This window comes from Pseudomonas sp. MF08831, from assembly GCF_059862645.1.
This window is the reverse complement of sequence record NZ_JCBCUX010000003.1, coordinates 175,962-202,490: the sequence shown is the minus strand read 5'-3', so window position 1 is coordinate 202,490 and position 26,529 is coordinate 175,962. Positions and strand designations below refer to the sequence as shown.

Sequence of the window (26,529 nt, the reverse complement as noted above, 5' to 3'; positions counted from 1 at the left end):
AAGCCGCCCCACAACCATACGCCTCGGTACACCTGAACCAATGCGCTGACTTTGAAGGGGGCTGCTGCGCAGCCCAACGCGGGGGCAAGCCCGCTCGCCACAACACGCCCGCTCGCCACAATTAAGAGGCCAGGCTCTTTCTGAACCGTGCCAGTGCCACTGCAAAAAACACTAACCCAATCCCCGCCAGCGCCAGCACATCCGGCCACACCACGCTCACGCCTGCGTCCCTGAACAGAATCGCTGCGCTCAAACTCACAAAGTGTGTCGACGGCGATCCCTGCATCACCCATTGCAACCACTCGGGCATGCTGTCCAACGGCGTACTGCCGCCCGACAGCAACAGCATCGGGATGATCACCGGAATCGCCAGCAGCCCGAACTGCGGCGTCGAACGGGCGAGAGTGGCGAGGAATATCCCCAGCGCGGTGCTCGCAAACAAATACAGCGCCGTCACAAACAGAAACAGGCTCAAGGAGCCGGCCAACGGCACGCCGAGCAGGCCTTTGACCACCAGCTCCAGCGACAGCCACGTGCACAGCACCACCACCAGCATGTTGCTCCAGATTTTTGCCAGCATGATTTCCAGCGCGGTCAGTGGCAGCACCAGCAAATGGTCGAGGGTGCCGTGCTCGCGTTCGCGCAGCAGCGCGGTGCCGGTCAGCACAATCGCGAGGATGGTGATGTTGTTGACGATCTGGATCACCGCCAGAAACCAGCCGCCTTCCAGGTTGGTATTGAACAGCGCGCGGGTGGTCAGCAGTGCAGGCGCCTTTTGGCTGGCGTCGGTTTGGCCGCTGTAGTTGAGCAATTCGCGCTGAAAAATCCTGCCGATGTAACCTGCGCCCATAAACGCCTGGCTCATCGCCGTGGCATCCACGTTGACCTGCACACCTGGCTGGCGCCCGGCCAGCAGATCGGCCTGGAAATTGGCCGGCACGTTGATCACGAATGTGTACTCGCCGCTGTCCATGACCTTGTCCAGCTGGTCGTAGGCCAGCGGCGCAGGCGGCTGGAATTCGGGCGGTTGCAACGCCTCGGCCATTCGCCGCGAGAGCGCACTGTGGTCTTCATCGACAAAGGCCACGCTGGCGTTGTGCACGCCAATCACCGAACCGGCGGCGGGCATGTAGATCGCGACTGTAAAGGCGTAGGCCAGAAACAGCAGCAATACGCTGTCATGGCGCAGGCTGGTCAATTCCTTGAAGCCCAGGCGCAGGATATGAGCGAGCTTGTGCATCAGGCCTCCTGCTTCTTGAGCATGATCAGGCTCAGGCCGGTGAACCCGACGAAAAACCCGAACAGCGCCAGGCATTGCGGCCACAACTGGCGCAGGTCGAGGGCCTTGGTGAAGGTGCCCACGGCGATATCCAGAAAGTGCCCGGCCGGAAACAGCATGCCTATCAGCGCGGCCGCGCCCTCCAGAGATGAGCGCGGCACGATCAGCCCGGAGAACTGGATGGTCGGCAGGCTGGTGATGATCATCGTGCCCAGGATTGCCGCGATCTGCGTGCGTGTGAACGCCGAAATCAGCAAACCCATGCTGGTGGTGGCCAACACATACAACAGGCCGCCGAATGCCAGCGCCAGGCCGCTGCCCTTGAACGGCACGCCGAACAACCAACGGTTCATGGCCACCAGCAACGCCAGGTTGACCAGGCTAACGGCCAGGTACGGCGCCTGCTTGCCCAGCAGAAACTCCAGGCGGGTCAGGGGCGTGGCATAGAAGTTGGTGATCGAGCCCAGCTCTTTTTCGCGCACGATGCCCAGCGCGGTGAGCATCGCCGGGATAAACGCCAGGATCAGCGCCATCACGCCGGGGCCAATGGCATTCACGCTGACCACGTCCTGGTTGTAGCGAAAGCGCGTTTCCAGCTTGGCGGCGGCTTGAGTGCTGCGGGGCAGGCTGCTCAGGTCGGCCAGTTGCTGGAGGTTGCCTTGATGTACCGCTTCCACGTAATTACGGCTGGTTTCCGCGCGAAACGGCATGCCGCCGTCAATCCACGCCGCCACGGTGGGTTGGCGGCCGGCGTAGAGGTCACGGCCAAAGCCGGGCGGGATTTCCAGGGCGAGTTTGATTTCCGAACGTTGCAGGCGCCGATGCAGTTCGTTGGTATCGCGAATGGGCGCCTGTTCGGCGAAATAGCGCGAGCTGCGGAAGGCTTCCAGGTAGGCGCGGCTTTGTGGGGTCTGGTCCTGGTCATAGACGGCGAAGGCTAGGTTTTCCACGTCCAGGGAAATGCCGTAGCCGAAGATCACCATCATGAACATCGCCCCGAGCAGGGCAAAGGCCATGCGCACTTTGTCGCGCAGTAGCTCTTTGCCTTCGCGGCTGGCCACGGCCAACAGCCGAGAAAGACTGAAACCACGTTTGCTCACGGGCGGCGCACTGGTTTCGCTGACGGTGCTGCTGGGTGCTGCGGGTTCGGGAGCGCCTTGAGCTTGCTCCAGGCAGGTGACGAACGCGGCTTCCAGGGTGTCGCCGTGAAATTGCTGTTGCAGGGCGTCGGGTGTGTCACATGCCAGCACTTTACCCGCGTGCATCAGAGAGATGCGGTCGCAGCGCTGGGCTTCGTTCATGAAATGGGTGGACAGGAAGATCGTCACGCCTTGTTCGCGGGACAGTTCGATCAGCAGCCGCCAGAAGTCATCCCGCGCTGCCGGGTCGACGCCCGAGGTGGGCTCATCGAGGATCAGCACTTCCGGGCGATGCAGCACCGCCACGGCCAATGACAGGCGCTGGCGCAGGCCAAGGGGCAATTCGCCGGAAGGCTGGTCGGCCACCTCGCCGAGGTCGAAGCGCTGAATCAACTCATCGATACGCGGGCCGCTGTCGGCCTTGGGCAAATCGAACAGCTGCGCGTGCAACACCAGGTTCTGGCGCACACTGAGTTCGCCGTACAGCGAGAAACTTTGCGACATGAACCCAACGCGCTTGCGGGTCGCCAGGTCCTTGGCATTCACCGGGTTGCCGAGCAGCGTGGCACTGCCCTCGGTGGCCGGCATCAGCCCGGTGAGGACTTTCATGGTGGTGGTCTTGCCGCAGCCGTTGGAGCCGAGAAAGCCGAAAATCTCACCGCGACCAATCGCGAAGCTGACCTTGTTTACCGCCGTGAAATCACCAAAGCGCAGGGTCAGGTCGTGGGCTTCGATGGCGATATCGGTGTTGCCGTTTTCGCGCGGCGGGATCACCAAAGGCTGATTGTTGTGGGCGCTGTCGCCCTGGAAATGGGTAAAGGCTTCATCGAGTTTGCCGCTGGGTGTCGCGGCTGCCAGTTCGCGGCTCAGGCCATCGGCGATGAGTTTGCCGCGATCGAGCATCAGGCAATGTTCGAACTGCTCGGCTTCTTCCATGTAGGCCGTAGCCACCAGCAGCGTCAGTTGCGGGCGCTCGCTGCGCACGCTTTCGACCAGTTCCCAAAAGCGTCGGCGCGACAGCGGGTCGACGCCGGTGGTGGGCTCGTCGAGGATCAACAGGTCCGGGTCGTGGATCAGTGCACAGCACAGGCCGAGTTTCTGTTTCATGCCGCCGGACAACTTGCCGGCCGGGCGCTCGGCGAAGCGTGCAAGGTCGGTGGCCAGCAGCAGGTTGTGCATGCGCTGTTCGCAATCGCCTTTCGACAGGCCGAACAGTGTGGCGAAGAAGCGGATGTTCTCGCTGATGGACAATTCCGGATACAGGTTGCCACCCAGGCCTTGGGGCATGAAGGCAATACGCGGGTACAGGCTGTTGCGGTGGCGGCGATCCTCAATGGAGCCGCCGAGCACCTCGAGCTGCCCGTTTTGAAGTTTTTTAACCCCGGCGATCAACCCCAGCAAGCTCGATTTGCCCGCGCCGTCCGGACCGATCAACCCGCAGCGCGTGCCGGCGGGCAGGCTGAAGGCAATGTCGACCAGTGCCTGTTGCTTGCCGTAGCGATGGTTGATGCCCGTGGCGTGCAGCGCCAGGCCGGTCATTGCAGGTTGGCCGGCCAGTCGATATCCGCCGTGCGCACGTAGCCGGCGCCGGGCATGCCCGGTTTGGCTTGCGGTACGGCACTGGGTTGGGTCAGGCGCAGTTTGACGCGAAACACCAGCTTCTGGCGTTCGTCGCGGGTTTCCACTTCCTTGGGCGTGAACTGCGATTTAGCCGCGACAAAGCTGATTTTGGCCGGCAGCGGTTGTTGGGGCAGGGCGTCGAGCAGAATAAGCGCGTCACTGCCGACGGTCAGGCGACCGGTGACAGAGGCAGGCAGGTAGAGGTTCATGTACTGGTCATTCGGATCGATCAGCAGCAACACGCGACCGCCCGCGCCGAGCACTTCACCTGGCTCGGCCAGGCGCAATTGGATAATGCCGTCGATGGGCGCGCGCAGGCTGCTGTCGTCGATTTCGCTGGTGAGCTGCGCAACCTGGGCCTGTGCGGCGCCGATGGCAGCCTTCACCGAGTTGACCTGGGCTTGCGCGGCGATTACTGCGGCATTACCGGTGTTCTGGCGTGCTTGTTGTTGGTCGATCAACTGGCTGCTGGCGAAGCCGCGCTTGTACAGCTCCTGGGTGCGCTTGAGTTCCTGATTGGCCAGCAGTTGCTCGCTTTGGCGCAACTGCACGTTGGCCTGGGCGGCGGCGAAGTTTTCCCTGGCGCGCAGCACCTCGGCTTCGGCCTGGGCGCGCTGGGCTTCGAGGGTGCGGGTGTCCATGCGCGCGAGCAATTGGCCCTTGAGCACTTTGTCGCCTTCATCCACGCGCACTTCGGCCAGGCGCCCTGGGATCTTGGCGGCGATCTGTACTTCGGTGGACTCCAGGCGGCCATTGCCCATGCTCAAGCCTTCGGGCAGGCGGTCCTGGGTCGATCGCCAGTAACCGAAGCCGCCTGCGCCCAGTAACAGGACGATCAGGGCGATGGCGAAAAGGCGCGACATATGATGGTTCGTAGACATGGCTGCATCCTGCGGCATTAGCATCCTAGTTTGACCGATAGCGCCGGAGCGGCCGTTGATACCGGTCAAATGAAGCGCAAGCCTAACCCGCTTGGCACGCAGATGCATGCGCCAGAAGTGTGACCGCAGGGTTCTGCCCTTTCAGCGCAGCGCCAGCACCGCCGCCCACTGCTCGGCGGTCACCGGCATCACCGACAGTCGGCTGCCTTTTTGCACCAAGGGCAACTCGGCGAGGGCGCTTTGTTGTTTCAGATAGCCCAGGCCCAGCACCTTTGCGAAGGTTTCGACGTGGGCGACGTTGATTGCACTCCACGGATTTTTCTGCGGGCTGGCCTTGGCGTCGAAATAGTGGCTTTGCGGCTCCAGCGCTGTCGGGTCCGGGTAGGCTGCCTCGACGATCTTGCCGATGCCGGCAATGCCGGGCTCGGGGCAGCTGGAGTGGTAAAAGAAAAACTCGTCACCGACGGCCATGGCGCGCAGGAAATTGCGTGCCTGGTAATTGCGTACGCCGTCCCAGCGGGCTTCGCCGAGCGTTTCCAGGCCCTTGATGGAGAGTTCGTCGGGCTCGGATTTCATCAGCCAGTAGGCCATTGTTGGGCTCCTGAAAAAGGCATTGGGCAAGTTGTCGGGCAATCCCATGACAAACCGACAGTCGGTTGGCGCCAAGGTTTGCGTGTTGGTTCACGTTACCGCAGAATGCGCGCTTTTAAGCTTGACGCAGCTGCAACGGACTACTTTGGAACGTTGTTGTCATCGTGTACGAGGTGCCTGAAGGGGGGCAATCGATGCAACGTAAACCGGATTTACTATGGATTTTGGTTATTTTGTTTGGTCTGGGCGTCGTGACCACCGGGTATGCCCAGAGCTTGTGGTCGAACAAGACCGATGCGCCGGTTGAACTGGCTCAGCAGCAGCCACAACCGTTCAAGCGTTAACACCCTTCAAGGCGTCGCTGGTTCCAGCGACGTTTGTGCGACATACCACTGCTTATCCGTGACGGTGCCTGCCAGCGGCACATCCCAGCTTGCCTGCGCCAGGCGCTCGACTTTCTGACATTCATGGGCCAGCCCCAGCAGCGCCGGCGTGCGCCAACTCTGGCGCCTGGCGAGGTAGGCCAGGCTGCGGTCGTAAAACCCACCGCCCATGCCCAGACGCCCACCCACATCATCGAAACCCACCAGCGGCAGCAGCACCAGGTCGAGTGCCCAGACGGGGCGCTGGCGATTGGCATTCACGCGCGGCTCCAGGATACGAAAACGGTTGGGCGACAACTTGTCCCCAGGCCGCACCCGCTGGAACACCATCTTGGTTCGCGGCCAGGCGCTGAGCACTGGCAGGTAAGTCGCCTTGCCCCGGCGCTGAGCGGCGCGCAGCAGCAGGCGCGGATCGATTTCACCGTCCGTCGGTAGATATAAGGAAATATGTTTAGCCCGGCGAAACAGCGGGTGCTGCGCCAGTTGCCGATACAGGCCATGGGCGGCCTTGCGCTGCTCGCTCGGCGTCAGTTCGCGGCGGGCTTTGCGCAACATGCGTCGAAGTTGCGGACGGGAAAGCGGCGCAGGTTCGGTCATGGTTTTTCGGCTCATAAAACAATGCCAGTCCGAGGACTGGCATTGAGTTTGGAATTCAGGCTCCCCGACAGAGCCGCTGTCGACTTAGCCCTTGAACCCGAAAGTTCAAGGTGGAAGATGCAGTAGGCTTTAAGGCTTTCCGTCTAGCGGACATGCACACCAGCCCAACGTGCAACTTCCAGGGTAGTGCGAATCGGCTCAGGGACATCGCCGACTGGCAAACACGCCAGGGAGTGGGGCGAGTATACCTTAAACAGACTCGGCAATCAGCCCTTGGGTGGCTCTGGATCGGTAGAAAGTACCAGATCAACCCGTTCCAGCAGGTCGCGCACTTGCTCGCGCGTCGAACCACTGGCCTGTACGTCAGGCCGTTCCTGCTTATGCAGCAAATCGTGGGTAATGTTCAGCGCGGCCATCACGGCGATACGATCGGCGCCGATGACTTTGCCGCTGCTGCGGATTTCACGCATCTTGCCATCCAGGTAGCGGGCAGCACTCACCAGGTTGCTGCGTTCTTCCTGGGGGCAGATGATCGAATATTCTTTGTCGAGGATCTGCACGGTAACGCTATTGCTTGAACTCATGAGTCTTGCTCCAGGGCCTTCAGGCGCGAAATCATCGATTCGACCTTACGCCGGGCGATTTCGTTTTTTTCAATGAGGTGAGCGCGTTCCTCGCGCCAGGTCTTTTCCTGAGCTAATAGGAGTCCGTTTTGACTCTTAAGTTGCTCGACCCGATCAATTAGCAATTCGAGTCTGGCCATCAGCGCTTGCAGGTCGGTGTCTTCCATTGGGTTCCACTGGATTTGTCTGATGAATGGCAACTGCAGGATAAACGATCTGACGCCCTCGATAGTCTTGGTACGTCTGCCGGTGCTAGGATACAGCGCTTCATTCTAGACATTGCGCCGTCTGGCGCCTAGCTCACCATGCCTATTCAGAACTCCCCGTACGACGCTTTTTCCAAACTGCTGAGCACCAGCGGTCATCCTTGCTCGCCTGCCGAACTGCACGGCGTGTTGTTGGGCCGCAGCTGCACCGGTGTTGGCTTTGATGCCGACAATTGGCTGGCTGATGTGGCCGAGCTGCTGGAAACCGAGCCGACCGAGAACGTGCGTAACGCGCTGATCGGCCTGCAAGAGATGGTCAAAGGCGAGCTGACCGGTGATGACGTCACCGTGGTCCTGCTGCTGCCGACCGACGACGCGCCGCTGACCGAGCGCGCTGCTGCGCTGGGCCAATGGTGCCAGGGTTTCCTCCACGGTTTCGGCGTGAACGCCGGCGGCCTGGAACTGAGCACCGACGCCAAGGAAGTGCTGCAGGACCTGGCGGCTATTTCCCAGGTGCAAGACGCCCTGGAAGAGTCCGAAGACGGCGAAGGCGATTACATGGAAGTCATGGAATACCTGCGCGTCGCGCCACTGCTGCTGTTCACCGAGACCAAAAAGGCCGCTGAGCCAGCCGCACCCAAGCCGTCGCTGCACTAAGAAAGGAAGCCCATCTGCCCATGATCCATATCCCGAAAGCGGAATACACCCGTCGCCGCAAGGCGCTCATGGCGCAGATGGAACCCAACAGCATCGCAATTCTGCCGGCCGCCGCCGTGGCGATCCGCAACCGTGATGTCGAGCATGTTTACCGCCAGGACAGCGACTTTCAATACCTGAGCGGCTTCCCTGAACCGGAAGCGGTGATCGTGCTGATGCCTGGTCGCCAGCACGGCGAGTACGTGCTGTTCTGCCGCGAGCGCAATGCCGAGCGCGAATTGTGGGACGGCCTGCGCGCTGGCACCGAAGGCGCAATCCGTGACTTTGGCGCCGACGACGCGTTTCCCATCACCGATATCGACGACATCCTGCCCGGCCTGATCGAAGGCCGTGACCGGGTGTATTCGGCCATGGGCAGCAACGCCGAATTCGACCGGCACGTGATGGAATGGATCAACGTGATCCGCTCTAAAGCGCACCTGGGCGCCCAGCCACCGAACGAGTTTGTTGCCCTGGATCACCTGCTTCACGACATGCGCCTGTATAAATCGGCGGCAGAAGTGAAGGTGATGCGCGAGGCCGCGCGAATTTCCTGCGCGGCGCACGTCAAGGCGATGCAGGCCAGCCGCGCCGGGTTATATGAGTTCAGCCTCGAAGCCGAGCTGGATTACGAATTCCGCAAGGGCGGCGCGAAGATGCCGGCCTATGGCTCCATCGTCGCTGCCGGGCGTAACAGCTGCATCCTGCATTACCAGCAGAATGACGCCGTGCTCAAGGACGGCGACCTGGTGCTGATCGACGCCGGTTGCGAGATCGACTGCTACGCCAGCGACATCACCCGTACCTGGCCGGTCAACGGCAGGTTTTCGCCCGAGCAAAAGGCGATCTACGAGATTGTGCTGGCCTCCCAGGAAGCCGCCTTTGCCGAGATCGCGCCGAACAAACATTGGAACCAGGCCCATGAGGCGACGGTGCGCGTCATCACCGCCGGGCTGGTAAAGCTGGGACTGCTGCAAGGCGACGTCGACGAGTTGATTGCCAGCGAAGCCTACCGCGCTTTTTATATGCACCGCGCCGGCCATTGGCTGGGCATGGACGTGCATGATGTAGGCGAATACAAGGTGGGCGGCGAATGGCGGGTGCTGGAAGTCGGCATGGCGTTGACCGTGGAACCCGGCATCTATATTTCGCCGGACAACCAGAACGTGGCGAAAAAATGGCGTGGCATTGGCGTACGCATCGAGGACGACGTGGTAGTGACCAAGCAAGGCTGTGAAATTCTGACCGGCGGCGTGCCCAAGACTGTCGCTGATATCGAAGCGCTGATGGCGGCTGCCCGATGAGCCGGGTCAACCTGGCCATCATCGGCGGCGGACTGGTAGGCGCCAGCCTGGCGTTGGCGTTGCAGGCGGGTGCCAAGGCACGGGGTTGGAAAATCGTGCTGATCGAACCGTTCGCGCCAGGCGACAGTTACCAACCGAGCTACGACGCGCGTTCTTCGGCGTTGTCCTACGGCGCCCGGCAGATTTATCAGCGCTTGGGTGTGTGGCAGGACATCTCCCGCCGCGCCGAGCCGATCAAACAGATTCACGTGTCGGACCGTGGCCGTTTCTCCACCGCGCGCTTGTCTGCCATGGAGGAGGGCGTGCCGGCCCTCGGCTACGTGGTGGAAAACGCCTGGCTTGGCCAGTGCCTGTGGCAAGGTTTGGACAAACAAGTGGTCAGTTGGCGCTGCCCGGCGGAAGTCACCCGCATGGAGCCACTGCCCGACGGGTATCGCCTGACGCTCAACGACGAAACCGTGCTCGAATGCGACCTTGCGGTATTGGCCGATGGCGGCCGCTCCGGTTTGCGCGAGCAATTGGGCATCGGCGTGAAAACCCGGCCCTACAACCAGAGCGCGCTGATCGCCAACATCACTCCAAGCGAGGCGCACAATGGCGAGGCGTTCGAGCGCTTTACCGACGAAGGCCCAATGGCCTTGCTGCCGCTGCCGGACAACCGTTGCGCGCTGGTATGGACGCGCATCGGCATGGACGCCCAGCGCCTGGCCAACCTCGATGAGCGCAGTTTCCTGAGTGAATTGCAGGGCGTTTTCGGCTACCGCCTGGGCACGCTGAAACAAGTTGGCGCCCGCCATTTGTACCCGCTGACGCTGGTGGAGGCCGAAGAACAAGTGCGCTCGCACCTGGCGATCCTCGGTAATGCCGCCCACAGCCTGCACCCGATTGCCGGGCAGGGTTTCAACTTGTCCCTGCGCGACGCGGACGCCTTGGCCGAGGCCTTGCTGGCCGGGCCGGCAGTGCCCGGCGACCTGGCAACCTTGCAACGCTATCGCGAGCGCCAGCGCCAGGACCAGCAACTGACCGTAGGTTTTTCCGATCAAGTGACCCGACTGTTTGGCAGCGCGCAACCGTTAGTGGCATTGGGCCGTAACATGGGCCTGCTGGGCCTGGATTTGTTGCCGCCCGCCAAACGCTGGTTCGCCCGTCAGGCCATGGGCCTGGGCACACGCCCTGATGCGTAACTGGCTGACCCGACGCCTGGGCAAGGCGCGGCTGTTGCGCTGGGTGCTGTCCCTGTACCCGCCTTACCTGGGCGCGGGAATTCGGGTGCAGGTCCTCAGCGCCGATTTTCGCCATGCCAAGGTGCACATGGGCCTGGGCTGGTACAACCGCAATTACGTCGGTACGCAATTTGGCGGCAGCCTGTATTCGATGGTCGATCCGTTCTACATGTTGCTGTTGATGGAGAACCTGGGGCGCGACTACATCGTCTGGGATAAAGCTGCGAGCATCGACTTCGTGTCGCCGGGCAAAGGCCCGGTCTACGCTGAGTTTTCCATCGACGAGGCCTTGCTGGACGAGATTCGCCGGCAAACCGAAGGCGGCGAGAAGTATTTGCCCCTCCTCAAAGTACAGATTCATGACGGCTCCGGCACTCTGGTGGCGCGGGTCGACAAAACCCTTTACGTGCGGCGCAAGCCGCCAGCAAAGCAGGCTTAAAGCATGGACATGCGCGCAGATGTGCTGATTGTCGGGGCCGGAATGGTCGGAAGCGCCCTGGCGCTGGCGTTGCAAGGCAGTGGCCTGCAGGTGCTGCTGCTCGATGGCAGCCCGCTGAGCGTTAAACCGTTCGACCAGGATGCGGCCTTCGAACCCCGCGTGAGTGCCTTGTCGGCCGCCAGCCAGCGCATTCTGGAGCGCCTGGGCGTGTGGGATGGCATTGTCGAACGGCGCGCCAGCCCTTACGGTGAAATGCAGGTGTGGGACGGCAGCGGCACCGGGCAGATCCATTTTTCGGCGGCCAGTGTGCATGCCGAAGTGCTCGGGCATATCGTCGAGAACCGGGTGGTTCAGGATGCTTTGCTCGACCGCCTGCACGACTGCGACCTGGGCCTGCTGGCCAACGCGCGCCTGGAGCAGATGCGTCGCTCCGGCGATGACTGGCTGCTGACCCTGGCCGACGGTCGCAAATTGCGTGCGCCCCTGGTGGTGGCCGCCGACGGCGCCAATTCTGCTGTGCGCCGCTTGACCGGCACCGCCACGCGCGAATGGGATTACCTGCACAACGCCATTGTCACCAGCGTGCGCAGCAGCCAGCCGCACCAGCGCACGGCGTGGCAACGCTTTACCGATACCGGCCCGCTGGCATTTTTGCCGCTGGTGCGCGAGGGTCAAGAGGACTGGTGCTCGATCGTGTGGTCGACCACACCCGCTGAGTCCGAGCGCCTGATGGCGTTGGATGATGAACGCTTCTGCCGTGAGCTGGAGCGAGCCTTTGAAGGGCGACTCGGTACGGTCATCAGCGCCGATCCACGGGTCTGTGTGCCGTTGCGCCAGCGCCACGCCAAACGCTATGTGGCCGAAGGCCTGGCGTTGATCGGTGACGCGGCCCACGTCATCCACCCGTTGGCGGGGCAAGGTGTGAACCTGGGCTTTCTTGATGCGGCGGTGTTGGCTGAAGTGCTGTTGTCGGCGACCGAACGCGGCGAGCGCCTGGCGGATGTGAAGGTGCTGAGCCGTTACGAGCGTCGGCGCATGCCGCATAACCTCGCGCTGATGGCGGCAATGGAAGGCTTTGAACGGTTGTTCCAGGCGGACCGGCTGCCGTTGCGTTGGCTGCGTAATGCCGGATTGAAACTGGTCGACCAGATGCCCGAAGCCAAGGCAGTGTTTGTGCGCCAGGCCCTCGGGCTATCGGGCGACCTGCCAGACCTCGCAAAGCCCTGAATCGAAATAAGCCCCCTGTGGGAGGGGGCTTGCCCCGATGAGGCCAGCCCATCCATCGCACATCCCAACTATGCAACATCTGGTAACGCCTCCAGCAAGCGCTACTAAATGTGAGTCCTTATCATTTGCCCTCTTTTTGCAAATGAGAGACCGCACCCATGTTGGCACCCAAGCGCCTCCTGACTGCCCTGGCACTCACCCTTATCGGCAGCACCACCGTGCAGGCAGCCGACGAAGTCGTGGTCTACTCCTCGCGCATCGACGAACTGATCAAACCGGTGTTTGACGCCTACACCCAGAAGACCGGCGTGCAGGTGAAGTTCATCACCGACAAGGAAGCCCCCTTGATGCAGCGGATCAAGGCCGAAGGCGAAAACGCCACGGCTGACCTGCTGCTCACCGTCGATGCCGGCAACCTCTGGCAAGCCGAACAGATGGGCATCCTGCAGCCGTTCACTTCTGCAGTGATCGACAAGAATATCCCCCTGCAATACCGCTCTTCCAACCATGCGTGGACCGGCTTGAGCCTGCGCGCGCGGACCATCGCCTATTCCACCGACCGGGTAAAGCCCAGTGACCTGACCACCTACGAAGCGCTGGCCGACAAGCAATGGGAAGGGCGTCTGTGCCTGCGCACGGCGAAGAAGGTCTACAACCAGTCGCTGACCGCCACGCTGATCGAAACCCATGGCGCGGCCAAGACCGAAGAAATCGTCAAGGGTTGGGTCAACAACCTGTCCACCGATGTGTTCTCCGATGACATCGCCGTGCTCGAAGCGATCAACGCCGGGCAGTGCGACGTAGGCATCGTCAACACCTACTACTACGGCCGTTTGCACAAGCAGAAACCGGACCTCGCGGTGAAGCTGTTCTGGCCGAACCAGGGCGACCGTGGGGTGCATGTGAACCTGTCGGGCATCGGCCTGACCAAACATGCGCCGCACCCGGAAGCCGCCAAGGCCTTGGTGGAATGGATGACCACGCCTGAGGCGCAGAAGATCTTTGCCGACGTGAACCAGGAGTTTCCGGCCAACCCCGCTGTGCCGCCATCGGCGGAAGTCGCAACCTGGGGCAAGTTCGTGGCCGATACCTTGCCGGTGGAGGTAGCCGGTAAACGTCAGGCTGAGGCCATTCGCCTGATGGATCGCGCGGGCTGGAACTGAGTACCGATCTAAATGTGGGAGCGGCCTTGTGTAGGAGCTGGCTGGCCTGCGATAGCATTACCTCGGTGTGACTGACGCACCGAGGTGCCTGCATCGCGGGCCAGCCCGGCCCCACACAACCCGCTCCCACAGTGTTAGCCGCGACTTCAACACCATCATTTCCAGAGAACTTTTCCTTGGCCCACCCCGCCCAACGTCGCTGGTACCTGCCGGTTTTCACCGTCGCCGCACTGGTGCTGTTGCCGCTGAGCGTGTTGTTGCTGTCCTGGCAGAGCATCGATCAACAGATCTGGTCGCACCTGTGGGAAACCCAGATGCCCCGCCTGCTGGGCAACACCCTGACATTGGTGTTGGGCGTTGGCGCCGGCGTGACGCTGTTGGGCGTAAGCCTGGCCTGGCTGACCAGCCTCTGCGAATTTCCGGGGCGGCGCTGGCTCGACTGGGCGTTGATGCTGCCCTTCGCGATTCCGGCCTACGTGCTGGCTTTTGTGTTTGTCGGCCTACTGGATTTCGCGGGGCCGGTGCAAACCCTGCTGCGCGAATGGTTCGGCAACGGCTTGCGCCTGCCACGCGTGCGCTCTACCAGCGGCGTGATCATCGTGCTGGTGCTGGTGTTCTATCCCTACGTCTACCTGTTGGCGCGCACTGCATTTTTGGCGCAGGGCAAAGGCCTTATGGAAGCGGCGCGGGTGCTCGGTCAATCGCCATGGCAAGCGTTCTGGCGTGTCGCATTGCCCATGGCGCGGCCGGCGATTGGTGCCGGCGTCGCCTTGGCATTGATGGAAACCCTGGCGGACTTCGGCGCGGTTTCGGTGTTCAACTTCGACACCTTCACTACGGCCATCTACAAGACCTGGTACGGCTTTTTCAGCCTTTCCAGCGCCGCCCAACTCGCCAGCCTGTTGCTTCTGGTGGTGATGCTGGTGCTGTACGGCGAACGACGTGCCCGAGGCGCCAGCCGCCCGAGTAATGAGCGACCCCGTGGCAAGGCGTTGTATCACCTGCGCGGTTTCAAAGCGGCGGCAGCCAGCACGTGGTGCGGCTTGGTGTTCGCCTGCGCCTTTGTCATCCCCATGCTGCAACTGGTCGCCTGGTTCTGGCAACGTGGCCGTTTCGACCTGGATGAGCGTTACAGCGGCTTGATCATCCATACCCTTTACCTGGGTGGCATCGCGGCACTGATTACGGTCAGCGTGGCGTTGATATTGGCCTTTGCCAATCGCCTGGCGCCTACGCGGGCGATTCGCTCCGGGATCAGTCTCGGTAATGTCGGCTATGCCTTGCCGGGCTCGGTGCTGGCGGTGTCGATCATGCTGGCGTTCAGCTACCTGGACCGTGAACTGGTGGTGCCATTGTCGAGTTGGCTCGGCGGCGCGGGCAAGCCTCTGTTGCTGGGCAGCCTGTCGGCGCTGGTGCTGGCGTATCTGGTGCGTTTCCTGGCAGTGGCCTACGGGCCGTTGGAAAACAGCCTGGCGCGAATCCGCCCTTCGTTGCCGGAAGCCGCGCGCAGCCTCGGCGTGAGCGGACCGCGACTGTTTTGCAAAGTGTATCTGCCGCTGTTGCTGCCGGGGACGTTGAGCGCGGCGCTGCTGGTGTTTGTCGATGTGCTCAAGGAAATGCCTGCGACCCTGCTGATGCGCCCGTTTGGCTGGGACACCCTGGCTGTACGAATTTTTGAAATGACCAGCGAAGGGGAGTGGGCGCGAGCCTCATTACCCGCACTCACGTTGGTGTTGGTGGGCCTGTTGCCGGTGATCGGCCTGATTCGACGCTCCGCCCGGCAAATCGGTTAGGTGCCAGTCCTACGGCTTGCGGCTACAATGCGCGGCATTCGGTGCGCTCCGTCCTTCGGATCGAGTCGCTGTGTGTCGCTGCAGGCCTTGTAGTCAGAGGTATTGAGCGCAAACAGCAGCTCTGTGCATCTTCGCCAATCCCGGAAGGAGAAACCCATGGGACAGCGTACGCCTCTGTATGACCTGCATCTCGCCCTCGGCGCGAAAATGGTCGATTTTGGCGGTTGGGATATGCCTCTGCACTACGGCTCGCAAGTTGAAGAGCACCATCAGGTGCGACGCGACTGCGGGGTGTTTGACGTATCTCATATGACCGTGATCGATGTCACAGGCCTTCAGGCCAAGGAATGGCTCCAGCACCTGCTGGCCAATGATGTCGATCGTTTGCATGGCTGCGGCCGTGCGCTCTACAGCGCCATGCTCAATGAGCAGGGCGGCGTGGTGGACGACATGATCGTTTACCGCACCGAGACCGGTTACCGGCTGGTGGTCAACGCCGCTACGCGTGATCAGGACATGGCCTGGATGCAAGCACAGCTGGGCGACTACGCGGCTCAGCTGCATGAGCGGCCAGAATTGGCGATGCTCGCCATTCAAGGCCCGCACGCCCGGCAGAAAATCGCCGAGCTGGTCACGCAGGCCCGCGGCACGCTTATCCACCAGCTCAAGCCCTTTGAAGGCCAGGCCGATGGCGATTGGTTTATCGCCCGCACGGGTTACACCGGCGAAGACGGCCTGGAAATTGTCCTGCCGGCCGAGCAGGCTCCGGGCTTTTTCAACGATCTGGTAGGGGCCGGTATCTCACCTATCGGCCTTGGCGCCCGCGATACGCTGCGCCTCGAAGCCGGCATGAACCTGTACGGCCAGGATATTCACCAGGATGTATCGCCTCTGGCGGCCAATATGGCGTGGAGCATTGCCTGGGAACCGGCTGAGCGTCAGTTCATCGGCCGCACTGCCCTTGAGGCGGAAAAGGCCGCAGGTGTGCAGTTCAAATTGGTCGGGCTGGTACTGGAAGAGCGTGGTGTTTTACGCGCTCATCAGGTGGTTCGTATCGCCAATGTTGGCGAAGGGGAGATAACCAGTGGTAGCTTCTCTCCTACGCTGAGCAAATCCATTGCCCTGGCGCGCGTACCGACGGCCACCGCCGATCGGGCCGAAGTGGAAATCCGCGGCAAGTGGTACCCGGTTCGAGTGGTCAAACCGACCTTCGTGCGCCATGGCAAAACCTTGATCTAACTATTTCCGGCAGGCCTGAGGCCGCTGACATTTCTTCTTGAGGACACAGACTATGAGCGATATCCCTGCCGACCTGCGTTTTGCCGAAAGTCACGAGTGGGCCCGTCTGGAAGCCGACGGCACCGTGACCGTCGGTATCTCCGACCATGCTCAGGAAGCTTTGGGTGATGTGGTGTTCGTTGAGCTGGCTGAGGTGGGTGCCAACTTTGACGCTCAAGGCCAGGCTGGCGTCGTCGAGTCGGTGAAAGCTGCGTCAGATATCTACTCACCGGTTGCTGGCGAAGTGATCGCCGTCAACGAGGAACTGAGCGGCAGCCCTGAACTGTTGAACTCCGACCCGTATGGCGCCTGGATCTTCAAGCTCAAGCCAAGCAACCCGGCTGACTTGGAAAAACTGCTTGATGCCGCTGGCTACAAAGCGGCCATCGGCGAGTAAACGCAAGCCGTTGGAACAGCACAAATCAATGTGGGAGCTGGCTTGCCTGCGATAGCATCACTGCGGTGTGATTGAATCACCGCGGTGCCGGCATCGCAGGCAAGCCAGCTCCCACAGTTGATTGCGGATAGCTGGCAGTTTGTTTTCAGCTCGCTTGCAGTACCGCTTTTACCGCCGCTACAGACCGCTCTACGTCCGCTTCTGTCATCGCCGTGAACATCGGCAACGATACGATCAAACGCCCAACACGCTCCGCTACCGGGAACATGCCTTCCTTGAAACCCTGCGCCCGATACAAGCTCAGCAGGTGGATTGGCGGGTAGTGATAGCCAATGCCGACGCCGTGGGCCTGCATCTGTTCCATGAACGTAGCGCGGGCGGGCAGACCGTCCTGACGCTCCGGCAGTACCAGCTGGAACAGGTGCCAGTTGCTGTTTTCGAAATCAGCTGGCGGCAGTTGCGCGCCATATTGCGCTTCAAAGTCGCTGCCGAAGCACTTGAAGTAATGGCGTGCAAGGTTCTGGCGATGCGCAGTGATTTTCTCGATATGCGCAAACTGGCCCAGGCCGATAGCGGCGGCGATATCGGTCATGTTGAACTTGCCGCCCAGCACATCCACGTCCAGGCCGTCGAAGCCGGTGCGGGTAACACCTTGCAGGCGATACTTTTCAGCCAGACGGGCTTCCTCGGCATTGTTCAACACCAGGCAACCGCCTTCGGAAGACGTGATGTTCTTGTTCGCCTGGAAGCTGAACGACACGAAGTCGCCGGTCGCGCCGATACGCTCGCCATCCCAGCTGGAACCCAATGCCTGGGCGGCGTCTTCGACAATGCGCAGGTTGTACTTGTTGGCCAGCGCGTAGAGCATCGGCATATCCAGGGGCAGGCCCGCCAGGTACACAGGAATGATCGCCTTGGTGCGCGGGGTGATCGCGGCTTCTACCTGAGCCAGGTCGATATTGCGGGTGACCGGGTCGATATCCGCAAATACCGGCGTGGCACCTACTTCCAGAATCACGTTGGCTGTGGCGACCCAGGAAATCGGCGTGGTGATCACTTCATCCCCAGGCCCGATGCCGGCGATGCGCAACGCGATCTCCATGGTGCAGGTGCCGGAATTGAAAGTACGCACCGGACGGCCGCCAAAGTATTCCGAGAGCTGCGCTTCGAACGCCTGCACTTTCGGCCCGCTGGTGATCCAGCCCGAGCGCAGTACATCGCCGACCGCCGAGATGGTCGCTTCGTCAATGGTAGGTTTGGAAAACGGCAGAAAGGGCTGTTGGCTCATAACGACGAAGGCATCCGTTTCAGATAGGCGATGAGTAATAGAGGTATCAGTACCGCATGGTTGCACGGCTCGACTGAATATAGCCTGTCGTCGGTGAACGAATTGTCATGTGGCGCATAAAAACGCCGCTTGTCAGCGGCATTTTCTGTTGCAGGTCAGAATGAAACGCGAGCTTCAAGAAACACATTCTGCTCCTTGAGTTTGCCCTTGAGCTGTTCATCGCGGGCGTTTATCCGGTTAGCGAAGGTGTTGTAGCCGGTTTCGACCTTGCCCATGTCCACGTAACGCCAGCCTGTGCCCAGAGTGACTTTTTCGCTGACCTTGGCCTCCAGGCCCAAGCCTGCGCTGTAGGCAAAGTTGTAGTGGCGGTTACTGGCGAACTGGCGGGTGGCATTGCTCTGGTATCCCGCGGCATCAATTTGCGCCATGCCGATACCGGCCATGGCGTAGAACGACAGCCAGTCATTGACCGCGATATTTTTATAGCCGTTGAGCATCACGCGCTGGCTGTCGACCTCCAGCGGTTGACGTTGGCATTGAAGGGCGCCCAATAGGAGTCGAACGTCGAGCTGCTGCGCGTGGTGTATTCCCCTTCCAGGCGCCAGCCATCAGCAAAGGAGTAGCCTAGAGCCAGTGACCCAGTGAACGCCTTGTTACTGTCAGGGGCCTGCACGCGATTAGTGACGCGTGGGCTGGTCAATTGCGCACTGGAGAGGTTCTGACGGGCACTGTTGAGTTTTGCCGACCCGTACCAATTTTCTGCCTGAGCCAAAGGTGCAGCTAACGCAGAGAGAGCCAAAGCGTAAGCAAGTTTTTGAATGGGAGATGATTCACTTTAAATAAGAGAATCTCAGTGTGGCGCTTGGTACTTTTGGGTTCGGCAGGAGTTTTCCGCTTTCAACGGGAAAAAGCAGAAGGTCTGGGCGGCGGCGGAGATCGTAGAGAAACGGGCATAAAAAATGCCGCTTAAAAAGCGGCATTTTTTATGGGCAGGTATTACTCGGTCACAGCATTTTTCGCGAGGATGGCGTTGGCCAACTCCATGTCCGTGGCTTGCAGGCCAGGGTTGTCGGCGCGAACTTTCTGCATGGCAGCTTCCAGGTAGGGGCCGCGGATGCCGCCGTCGCTGGCGACAAAGCTACCAGCGTCGTCTTGGGCGGCGACTACCAGCTTGTGGTCCTTGAAGGTCAGGTACGTCGAGCCGGTCGTGGCACCCGACGAGATGACATTGCGCCAGAAGCTGTCGGCCATGGCTGAACCGACAGGTAGGGAAAGCACAGCGAGGGTTGCGACAGCATATTTGAGACGCATGGTGGGTGACTCCGGGTGGGTTATCTGAACAGTTTGATTGTAGATAACCTAGGCGAGTTCCATCACTGACTAAACAGTTTCGACCTGTAAAACCACGCCATCCTGACCGATGACACGTACTTGAGCGCCGACGGGGCTGTCCGGCCCGGTTGCCATCCACACGCCATCGCCGACTTTTATCTTGCCTCGACCATCGACGATGGCTTGATGCACCACAAAGGTGCGACCTACTAATTCCGAGCCGCGCATGTTCAGCCCTGGCTGGTCGCTCACCTTCGCGCTGCTGCGCTGGCGTTTCCACCAGTACACCGCAGTGAGGATCGACAATACGGCAAATAGCAGCAGTTGCCATTCCAGCCCGAGTGGTGGGATCAAAAACTTGATCACGCCCACAGCAGCGGCAGCGATTCCCATCCACAGCAGGTAGCCACCGGCGCCAAACACTTCAAGAATCAACAGCACCGTACCCAGCGCCAACCAATCCCAGAACGACAGATGCTGCAGGAAATCCCACATGGCGATTGCCTCAGCCTTTCTTGTTGTCGAAGGTTGCCTTGACGATCTCGCCGATACCACCGACGGCGCCAATCACCTGGCTGGCTTCCAGCGGCATCAGGATGACTTTGCTGTTGTTGGCCGACGCCAGCTTGCCCAGGGCATCGATGTATTTTTGCGCGACAAAGTAGTTGATGGCCTGCACGTTACCGGTGGCGATTGCTTCTGAAACCACCTGGGTTGCACGGGCCTCTGCTTCTGCCTGGCGTTCACGGGCTTCGGATTCGAGGAAGGCTGCCTGGCGTCCACCTTCGGCCTCAAGGATCTGCGCCTGCTTCTTGCCTTCGGCGGTCAGGATTGCCGATGCCCGCAGGCCTTCGGCTTCCAGGATCTGCGCGCGCTTGATTCGCTCGGCCTTCATCTGGCCGGACATGGCGGCCATCAGGTCGGCGGGCGGGCTGATGTCCTTGATCTCGATACGGGTGATCTTGATGCCCCACGGCGCCGTGGCTTCGTCCACGGTGCGCAGCAGTTTTTCGTTGATGCCGTCACGCTGGCTAAGCATCGCGTCCAGCTCCATGGAGCCGAGCACGGTACGGATATTGGTTTGCAGCAGGTTACGGATGGCATGCTCGAGGTTATTGACCTCGTAGGCGGCCTGGGCGGTGTTGACCACCTGGAAGAAGCACACGGCGTCGATCTGCACGGTGGCGTTGTCGGCGGTGATCACTTCCTGGGGCGGGATATCCAGCACGCTTTCCATCACGTTGATCTTGCGACCGATGCGGTCCATGACCGGGATGATGATGTTGAGGCCAGGTTTAAGGGTGTTGGTGTAGCGGCCGAAACGCTCGACCGTCCACTGGTAACCCTGAGGCACCACCTTGAAACCCATGAAAAGGATGGCCACGGCCAACCCCACGAAAAGAAGCAGTACGGTTCCGATCTGCATAGCGATTCCCTATCTGATGGTGTCAGTGAAGCGACGTGCGGCCGATTGTAACGGTCTGGTCACTGATAAGGACGGTTTCAGGGTGCAACAAGCAAATCATTTGTTTCTGAATCCCCAGGCGTTACCCGTAATACTTCTGCCATCGTTGTCAGCCCGGCATTCACTTTGTCGATGCCACTCATCCGCAGGCTGCGCATGCCTTGGCTGCGCGATGCCCGACGTAAAGCCTGCACGTCGGCGCCGGGTGTAATCAGCGCCTTGAGCTTCTCGTCCATCACCATGATTTCGTAGAGCCCGGCCCGACCTCGATAACCACTATCACGACAGTCCGCGCAGCCGACCGCTTCATGGGTATTGCCCTGCCCAGTCACCCCACGTTTGCAGTGAGGGCATAAAAGCCGCACCAAGCGCTGCGCCATCACGCCTATCAGCGTAGCTTTGATCAAATAATGAGCAATGCCAAGTTCCTGCAAACGGCTGATAGCGCTGGGTGCGTCGTTGGTGTGCAGGGTCGACAGCACCAGGTGCCCGGTGAGCGCGGCCTGGATGGCCATTTCTGCAGTTTCCTGATCGCGAATCTCGCCGATCATGATGATGTCCGGGTCCTGGCGCAGCAGTGCGCGAACACCGCTGGCGAAGGTCAGGTCGATGTTGTGCTGCACTTGCATCTGGTTAAAGGCGGGTTCCACCATTTCTATCGGGTCTTCTACCGTGCACAGGTTGACCTCGCGGGTCGCCAGTTGCTTGAGCGTGGCGTAGAGCGTGCTGGTCTTGCCTGAGCCGGTAGGCCCGGTGACCAGGATGATGCCGTTGGCCTGGCCGGCCATGGCATGCCAGCGTTGCTGATCATCGGCAGACAAACCCAACTGGTCAAAATCCTTGAGCAGGACGTGCGGGTCGAAAATTCGCATCACCAGTTTTTCGCCAAACGCTGTCGGCAGTGTTGAGAGGCGCAACTCCACTTCGATGCCCGCCGGGCTCTTGGTCTTGACCCGGCCGTCCTGGGGTTTGCGTTTTTCCGCCACATTCATTCGGCCCAGACTTTTCAGGCGGCTGACCACCGCCATGGTGACCTGGGGTGGAAACTGATAGACGTCATGCAGCAGCCCGTCGATGCGAAAACGCACGCGGCCCTGGTCGCGGCAGGGTTCGATATGGATATCACTGGCTCGCTGGCCGAAGGCGTACTGCAACAGCCAGTCGACGATGTTGACGATATGCGCGTCATTGGCATCCGGCTCCTGATCACCGGTGCCGAGGTTGAGCAGTTCGAAGTTGCCAGCCACTGCGACTTTTAGATCGGCGCCGCTGACGGACTTGGCCAGCCGGTAAAAGTCACCGATACAGCGCTGAATCTCTCGGGGGTTGGCGACCACGCGCCTGATCGAGCGCTTGAGCACCTGTGCCAAACCGGCCTCCCATCCACGGATATGCGGCTGGGCGCTGGCGACGGTGACGGTCTGCGCATCCACCGCCACCGCAAGGATGGCGTGGCGCTGCGCGAACGCGTGGGACATCAACGGCACCACCGCCGCCACGTCGATCTTCAGCGGGTCGATACGCAGATAAGGTTGCCCGACATGCCCGGCAAGCCATTGAGTCAACGTTTCGAGGCAAGGCCCTTCAGCCGCGATGCTTTCCAACGGATGTTGAGTGGCGGGTGCTGCCGCTGACCTTTGCGCCTCGTGCGCTGTAATCAGCCCCTGCTCGACCAATGCAGGTAACAGTTGATGCAGTTCCAATCGCTGATCGTGCAAGGCGGCGAGCATGAAGATTTCCTGAGTGACGTCGGGCGTGATCTCAGGCTAGCCATCCTCTGAACACTCACCGCTCGGGGTGTATTGCAGGCTTTTACTGATTGGCCGCCGCCACCGCTTGGGGCCGCACGGAATCGGCCTGCCACACCTCCAGCGAGCACACGCTGATCAGGTTTCGAATCTTTTCACCGATCACCTGGGCGCGGTGCCAGCTCAGACCGTTCATCACGATATCAATGCTCAGCAGGTCGTCGTCACGGCTCACATTGACCTGTTGCGGCGTCAAAAACTGCAGCGCGAAGTAATTGAGTACCCGGCACAGCAGGTCCGGTTCTGCCTCGGCGGTGATCTGATAATGCGCTTGGCAGTGGGCGCTGTTGACGGCCCATGCATCGATACGCGTAGCGGGGCAGGTGGTTTCGACGGCGTGCATGCTGACTCTCCAGATTCGACTGGAGAAATTTTTACATTCGCGTGCGGAGATTTCTTATCTAAGATGCGGCTTATTGGTGAGAAAAAGACTCACGTAATTCAGGCTTAGCGCTTTCAGAGGTATTTTTATGCACAGTGAGTTGGACGTCTACGACCGCCGCATTCTGGCCCTGCTGCAAGAGGACGCCTCGCTTTCCAGCGCGCAGATCGCCGAGCAGGTGGGTCTCTCGCAGTCGCCATGCTGGCGGCGTATTCAACGGCTTAAAGAGGAGGGTGTGATTCGCGGCCAGGTCACGCTGCTGGACCGCAAGAAGATCGGTCTCAACACGCAGATTTTCGCCGAGGTCAAACTTAATGCTCATGGACGGTCCAACTTCACCGAATTCACCGAAGCGATTCGCGGGTTTCCGGAAGTCCTGGAGTGCTATGTGCTGATGGGGGCGGTGGATTTTCTGCTGCGCATCGTTACCTCTGACATCGAGGCGTATGAGCGGTTTTTCTTCGAGAAGCTGTCGATGGTGCCGGGGATTCAGGAGGTGAATTCGATTGTGGCCCTGTCGGAGATCAAGTCCACCACCAGCCTGCCAGTGCTGCGCTGACGGTGGGAGCGCGCTTGTTCGCGAATGCGGTGTGTCAGCTACTAAAGAAGTCGACTGATCCAGCGCTTTCGCGAGCAAGCCCGCGCCCACATTTGACCCAGCTGCCTGGTATTACAGGCGCAGCAAAGTCTTCCACGCACGGTTCTGATACACCGCAATCGCCTGATGCATACGCGCATCCAGCGACTCGTCGGTAATCGGCTGATTAGCCAGTACCGCCAGCTTGTTCAGCTCACCGTACAAACGGTCCAGCTCCGGAATGTCTACCACCTGACGCGCGTGGTGCAGCCAGGCCTGGATGCGTTCAATGCGCGGCAGCTGCTCGGCCAGGTCTTCCGGTTGTTGCTGGTAGCGCGACAGTTGCAGGGCAACGGCGTCGTCAGCCAGCAGGCGCGGCAGCCAGTTGGTGATTTGCGCAGCGCCCTGGCGGTTGCCACGTACGTTGCGGTCGGCGGTCCAGGTGCGGGCCAGCAGCCAGCGCGAGGTGTTCAGCGAGAACAAGCCCCAGCGCACGTCTTGCAGCTCTTCAACAAACTGTTCAGGTGCGGCTTTGCGGATGTCTTCATCGTCGTCACCGGCCTGCACCAGTGGGCGCCAGTCTTCCAGCAATGCATCGAGTGCGCTGCGCAGCTCGCTGGTGGATTGACGCGGAGCGGCCTGGCCGAGGCTGCCGATCAGCGCGCGCAGTTCACCGAGGTTTTCGACCCAGTCCTGCAGCAAGCGCCAGTGACCATTGAAACGATATTGCTCGGCCAGGCGCTGGCTGCTGCCCAACAGGTGCCACATGATCGCGGCGAAGGCGTCGTCCAGCGGCATTTCGGCGTGGATCTGCGGCGCAGGCAGGCTCAGCGAGTAGCTGCTGGCGTCGTATAGACGGTAGCCGCGCTCGGCCTTGCTGATATCACACGGCATCAGCGCCAGGGTGGCGGCCAGTTCGGCAGCCAGTTCCAGCAGGGCGGCCGGTTCACCTTCGCGCAGTTCCAGTTCCAGCTCGCAGATTTCTTCTTTCTGCTTGCCGACCACCACGTGGCCCAGGTCCAGGGCGGCTTCGATCACGACCTTGGCCTTGCCACGGCCCCAGGCGATTTCGGCACGTTCGCGCACAAAATCGGTGGTGAAAATCGGCTTGAGGGTCTTTTTGTCCAACTCGGCCAGTTGCTCGGGCCAGCATTCGCCGTCGAGCTTCTTCACGTCGAGCTTGGCTTTGGGCAGGTCCCAGTTGTACTCATTGCGTTCCGACAAGCCGGCGACGCTTTGGCCACGGGTCTTGAGGGTCTGGATGATTTCGTCACCGTCCTTGCGCAAACGCAGGGCGACTTTGGCCTGGGCCAGGTCGCGCTCGGGGGTGTCGAAATACTGGTTCATCAACTCACGGCGTTCCCAGCCACTTTTGTTGCGTTTTTTCAGTAGCGGGTGCTCACGCAGCGCGGCGAGTGTTTCGCGGCTGACGCGGAGCTTGATTTCGGTTTCTTTCTGCATGGCCGGAAAATCCAGGATCGGGAGCGCAGCCGGGGAAAAGAGTGGCTGCCAAGGTCGTGCAGTGTACAGGACTGAGCCCGGCAACGCGCCGCAACGGTTTATTGTGGCGTGCAGATGGTTCTATAGTGGGGCTCATCCGGGAAGTTGAGAGGCCGCGCATGCCGTTACCGTCCATGAAAGAGCAATTCGCCGCATTGATTGCCGCGCCGTCGGTCAGTTGCACCCAAGCGTCTCTCGACCAGACCAACCGCCCGGTGATCGACCTGCTCGCCGGGTGGCTGGGCGACCTGGGTTTTGCCATCGACATCCAGCAAGTCAGCCCGGGCAAATTCAACCTGCTCGCCAGTTTCGGCAGTGGCCCCGGCGGCCTGGTGTTGGCTGGCCATAGCGATACCGTTCCCTACGACGCCGCGCTGTGGAAGACCGATCCGCTCAAGTTGACGGAAGTTGACGGCCGCTGGGTAGGACTGGGCAGTTGTGACATGAAGGGCTTTTTTGCGCTGGCCATTGAAGCTGTGCTGCCGTTGCTGGACCAGCCGTTCAAACAACCGCTGCTGATCCTCGCGACCTGCGATGAAGAAAGCTCGATGTCCGGCGCCCGCGCACTGGCCGAGGCCGGGCGTCCCCTGGGCCGCGCGGCGGTGATTGGCGAACCGACGGGCCTCAAGCCGATCCGCCTGCACAAGGGCGTGATGATGGAGCGCATCGACATCCTTGGCCAAAGCGGCCATTCGTCAGACCCAAGCCTGGGCCACAGTGCTCTGGAAGCCATGCACGATGCCATCGGCGAGCTGCGCGGCCTGCGCCTGGCCTGGCAGCGCGAGTACCGCAACCCGCAATTCAGCGTGCCGCAGCCGACGATGAATTTTGGTTGCATCCACGGCGGTGACAACCCCAACCGTATCTGCGGCCAATGTTCCCTGGAGTTCGACCTGCGGCCCCTGCCGGGCATGGACCCCAAGGTGCTGCGCGACGCTATCCGGCAAAAGCTCGAACCCCTGGCCGAGCGCCATAAGGTCAAGATCGACTATGCGCCGTTGTTCCCCGAAGTGCCGCCGTTCGAGCAGGCCGAAGACGCCGAGCTGGTGCGGGTGGCGGAACGATTGACCGGTCATCGTGCCGAAGCAGTAGCGTTCGGCACCGAAGCGCCTTATCTTCAGCGCCTTGGGTGCGAAACCCTGGTGCTCGGCCCTGGCGATATCGCCTGCGCCCACCAGCCGGGCGAGTACCTCGAAATGTCACGCTTGACGCCTACAGTGCGTCTATTGCGGGAACTGATCGACCATTACTGCCTGAAACCTGCATAAATTAACCCCCGCCCATTCGTACATAAGGAGAGCGAGCGTGTCGCCAAGCCTGTTCCGACGATAACCATCA

26 protein-coding genes, 1 other RNA gene and 1 pseudogene are annotated in these 26,529 nt (G+C 60.9%); 12 read left to right on the top strand and 16 right to left on the bottom strand.

The genetic code is table 11. The annotated features are described in order from the left end of the window. Positions 1-121: 121 nt before the first annotated feature. The 4 genes from AC19YS_RS07160 to AC19YS_RS07145 form a co-directional block, all read right to left on the bottom strand. The gene (locus AC19YS_RS07160) at positions 122-1,240 is read right to left on the bottom strand and encodes an ABC transporter permease (RefSeq protein ID WP_106575779.1); all 1,119 of its coding nucleotides are present in this window, start codon (positions 1,238-1,240) and stop codon (positions 122-124) included. After that, positions 1,240-3,957: a ribosome-associated ATPase/putative transporter RbbA gene (rbbA, locus tag AC19YS_RS07155; RefSeq protein ID WP_500601320.1), complete on the bottom strand. Its 2,718-nt coding sequence runs from the start codon at positions 3,955-3,957 to the stop codon at positions 1,240-1,242. The genes AC19YS_RS07160 and rbbA overlap by 1 nt, the downstream gene beginning before the upstream one ends. Further along, a complete protein-coding gene (locus tag AC19YS_RS07150; protein ID WP_500601319.1) occupies positions 3,954-4,919 on the bottom strand; it encodes an HlyD family secretion protein in 966 nt (321 codons plus the stop codon). Before AC19YS_RS07150 ends, rbbA begins: the two co-directional genes overlap by 4 nt. Before the next feature lie 141 nt (positions 4,920-5,060). Next, complete coding sequence (locus AC19YS_RS07145) at positions 5,061-5,510, bottom strand: EVE domain-containing protein (RefSeq protein ID WP_124418713.1); 450 nt, start codon at positions 5,508-5,510, stop codon at positions 5,061-5,063. A 194-nt stretch (positions 5,511-5,704) separates the two neighbouring features. Between AC19YS_RS07145 and AC19YS_RS07140 the strand changes: the two genes are divergently transcribed. Further along, a complete protein-coding gene (locus tag AC19YS_RS07140) occupies positions 5,705-5,854 on the top strand; it encodes a hypothetical protein (protein ID WP_010207387.1) in 150 nt (49 codons plus the stop codon). Between the two features lie 6 nt (positions 5,855-5,860). Here the strand turns inward: AC19YS_RS07140 and AC19YS_RS07135 are convergent, their stop codons facing one another. From AC19YS_RS07135 to AC19YS_RS07120, 4 genes are all read right to left on the bottom strand, one after another. Next, entirely contained in the window at positions 5,861-6,490 is a 630-nt protein-coding gene (locus AC19YS_RS07135) for a 5-formyltetrahydrofolate cyclo-ligase (RefSeq protein ID WP_119737311.1), read from the bottom strand. 57 nt (positions 6,491-6,547) lie between these two features. Further along, positions 6,548-6,726: non-coding RNA, 6S RNA (gene ssrS / locus AC19YS_RS07130), on the bottom strand. Positions 6,727-6,756: 30 nt separating this feature from the next. After that, positions 6,757-7,074 carry a cell division protein ZapA gene (locus AC19YS_RS07125; protein WP_003213956.1) on the bottom strand — a complete coding sequence of 106 codons (318 nt, stop codon included), beginning with the start codon at positions 7,072-7,074 and terminating at the stop codon, positions 6,757-6,759. Then, positions 7,071-7,280: a TIGR02449 family protein gene (locus tag AC19YS_RS07120; protein ID WP_003177365.1), complete on the bottom strand. Its 210-nt coding sequence runs from the start codon at positions 7,278-7,280 to the stop codon at positions 7,071-7,073. The genes AC19YS_RS07125 and AC19YS_RS07120 overlap by 4 nt, the downstream gene beginning before the upstream one ends. Before the next feature lie 138 nt (positions 7,281-7,418). Here AC19YS_RS07120 and AC19YS_RS07115 point away from each other — a divergent pair, with 138 nt between their 5' ends. The 9 genes from AC19YS_RS07115 (at position 7,419) to gcvH (ending at position 16,839) form a co-directional block, all read left to right on the top strand. Next, complete coding sequence (locus AC19YS_RS07115) at positions 7,419-7,976, top strand: YecA/YgfB family protein (protein ID WP_106575774.1); 558 nt, start codon at positions 7,419-7,421, stop codon at positions 7,974-7,976. Positions 7,977-7,996: 20 nt separating this feature from the next. Further along, on the top strand, positions 7,997-9,319 hold the full coding sequence (gene pepP, locus AC19YS_RS07110) for a Xaa-Pro aminopeptidase (RefSeq protein ID WP_106575773.1): 1,323 nt from the start codon (positions 7,997-7,999) through the stop codon (positions 9,317-9,319). Continuing rightward, complete coding sequence (gene ubiH, locus AC19YS_RS07105; RefSeq protein WP_500601316.1) at positions 9,316-10,503, top strand: 2-octaprenyl-6-methoxyphenyl hydroxylase; 1,188 nt, start codon at positions 9,316-9,318, stop codon at positions 10,501-10,503. Before pepP ends, ubiH begins: the two co-directional genes overlap by 4 nt. Continuing rightward, complete coding sequence (locus tag AC19YS_RS07100; protein WP_500601315.1) at positions 10,496-10,981, top strand: DUF4442 domain-containing protein; 486 nt, start codon at positions 10,496-10,498, stop codon at positions 10,979-10,981. Before ubiH ends, AC19YS_RS07100 begins: the two co-directional genes overlap by 8 nt. A 9-nt stretch (positions 10,982-10,990) precedes the next feature. Beyond that, positions 10,991-12,208: a 2-octaprenyl-3-methyl-6-methoxy-1,4-benzoquinol hydroxylase gene (locus AC19YS_RS07095; RefSeq protein ID WP_500601495.1), complete on the top strand. Its 1,218-nt coding sequence runs from the start codon at positions 10,991-10,993 to the stop codon at positions 12,206-12,208. A 158-nt stretch (positions 12,209-12,366) separates the two neighbouring features. Further along, positions 12,367-13,371, top strand: a complete 1,005-nt coding sequence (locus tag AC19YS_RS07090; protein ID WP_448193404.1) for an extracellular solute-binding protein — start codon at positions 12,367-12,369, stop codon at positions 13,369-13,371. Between the two features lie 176 nt (positions 13,372-13,547). Then, positions 13,548-15,164, top strand: coding sequence for an ABC transporter permease (locus AC19YS_RS07085; RefSeq protein WP_119737322.1), 1,617 nt, complete (start codon positions 13,548-13,550; stop codon positions 15,162-15,164). 156 nt (positions 15,165-15,320) lie between these two features. Continuing rightward, positions 15,321-16,403, top strand: coding sequence for a glycine cleavage system aminomethyltransferase GcvT (gene gcvT / locus AC19YS_RS07080; protein ID WP_145157939.1), 1,083 nt, complete (start codon positions 15,321-15,323; stop codon positions 16,401-16,403). A gap of 52 nt (positions 16,404-16,455) precedes the next feature. Next, on the top strand, positions 16,456-16,839 hold the full coding sequence (gcvH, locus tag AC19YS_RS07075; RefSeq protein WP_106575766.1) for a glycine cleavage system protein GcvH: 384 nt from the start codon (positions 16,456-16,458) through the stop codon (positions 16,837-16,839). Between the two features lie 145 nt (positions 16,840-16,984). Here gcvH and AC19YS_RS07070 read toward each other — a convergent pair whose 3' ends face one another. From AC19YS_RS07070 to AC19YS_RS07040, 7 genes and pseudogenes are all read right to left on the bottom strand, one after another. Next, the gene (locus AC19YS_RS07070; protein WP_500601313.1) at positions 16,985-18,127 is read right to left on the bottom strand and encodes a DegT/DnrJ/EryC1/StrS family aminotransferase; all 1,143 of its coding nucleotides are present in this window, start codon (positions 18,125-18,127) and stop codon (positions 16,985-16,987) included. A 155-nt stretch (positions 18,128-18,282) separates the two neighbouring features. Next, positions 18,283-18,947, bottom strand: a pseudogene (locus AC19YS_RS07065) (outer membrane protein). 176 nt (positions 18,948-19,123) lie between these two features. Next, the gene (locus tag AC19YS_RS07060; RefSeq protein WP_003176799.1) at positions 19,124-19,438 is read right to left on the bottom strand and encodes a DUF2388 domain-containing protein; all 315 of its coding nucleotides are present in this window, start codon (positions 19,436-19,438) and stop codon (positions 19,124-19,126) included. A 69-nt stretch (positions 19,439-19,507) separates the two neighbouring features. Continuing rightward, the gene (locus AC19YS_RS07055; RefSeq protein ID WP_106575763.1) at positions 19,508-19,954 is read right to left on the bottom strand and encodes an NfeD family protein; all 447 of its coding nucleotides are present in this window, start codon (positions 19,952-19,954) and stop codon (positions 19,508-19,510) included. A 10-nt stretch (positions 19,955-19,964) separates the two neighbouring features. Next, the gene (locus AC19YS_RS07050) at positions 19,965-20,885 is read right to left on the bottom strand and encodes an SPFH domain-containing protein (RefSeq protein WP_024077991.1); all 921 of its coding nucleotides are present in this window, start codon (positions 20,883-20,885) and stop codon (positions 19,965-19,967) included. Between the two features lie 77 nt (positions 20,886-20,962). Further along, a complete protein-coding gene (locus AC19YS_RS07045; protein WP_500601311.1) occupies positions 20,963-22,654 on the bottom strand; it encodes a GspE/PulE family protein in 1,692 nt (563 codons plus the stop codon). Positions 22,655-22,736: 82 nt separating this feature from the next. Further along, positions 22,737-23,075 (bottom strand): ACT-like domain-containing protein, encoded by a 339-nt coding sequence (locus AC19YS_RS07040; protein WP_448198560.1) that lies wholly within the window; start codon positions 23,073-23,075, stop codon positions 22,737-22,739. Positions 23,076-23,202: 127 nt separating this feature from the next. Here AC19YS_RS07040 and AC19YS_RS07035 point away from each other — a divergent pair, with 127 nt between their 5' ends. Continuing rightward, positions 23,203-23,673: an Lrp/AsnC family transcriptional regulator gene (locus tag AC19YS_RS07035; RefSeq protein WP_010167872.1), complete on the top strand. Its 471-nt coding sequence runs from the start codon at positions 23,203-23,205 to the stop codon at positions 23,671-23,673. 111 nt (positions 23,674-23,784) lie between these two features. On the opposite strand, the gene AC19YS_RS07030 is transcribed toward AC19YS_RS07035, so the two are convergent. Further along, positions 23,785-25,152, bottom strand: coding sequence for a CYTH domain-containing protein (locus tag AC19YS_RS07030; RefSeq protein ID WP_119737333.1), 1,368 nt, complete (start codon positions 25,150-25,152; stop codon positions 23,785-23,787). 158 nt (positions 25,153-25,310) lie between these two features. Here AC19YS_RS07030 and argE point away from each other — a divergent pair, with 158 nt between their 5' ends. Next, entirely contained in the window at positions 25,311-26,459 is a 1,149-nt protein-coding gene (gene argE / locus AC19YS_RS07025; protein ID WP_106575759.1) for an acetylornithine deacetylase, read from the top strand. Positions 26,460-26,529 lie beyond the last annotated feature (70 nt).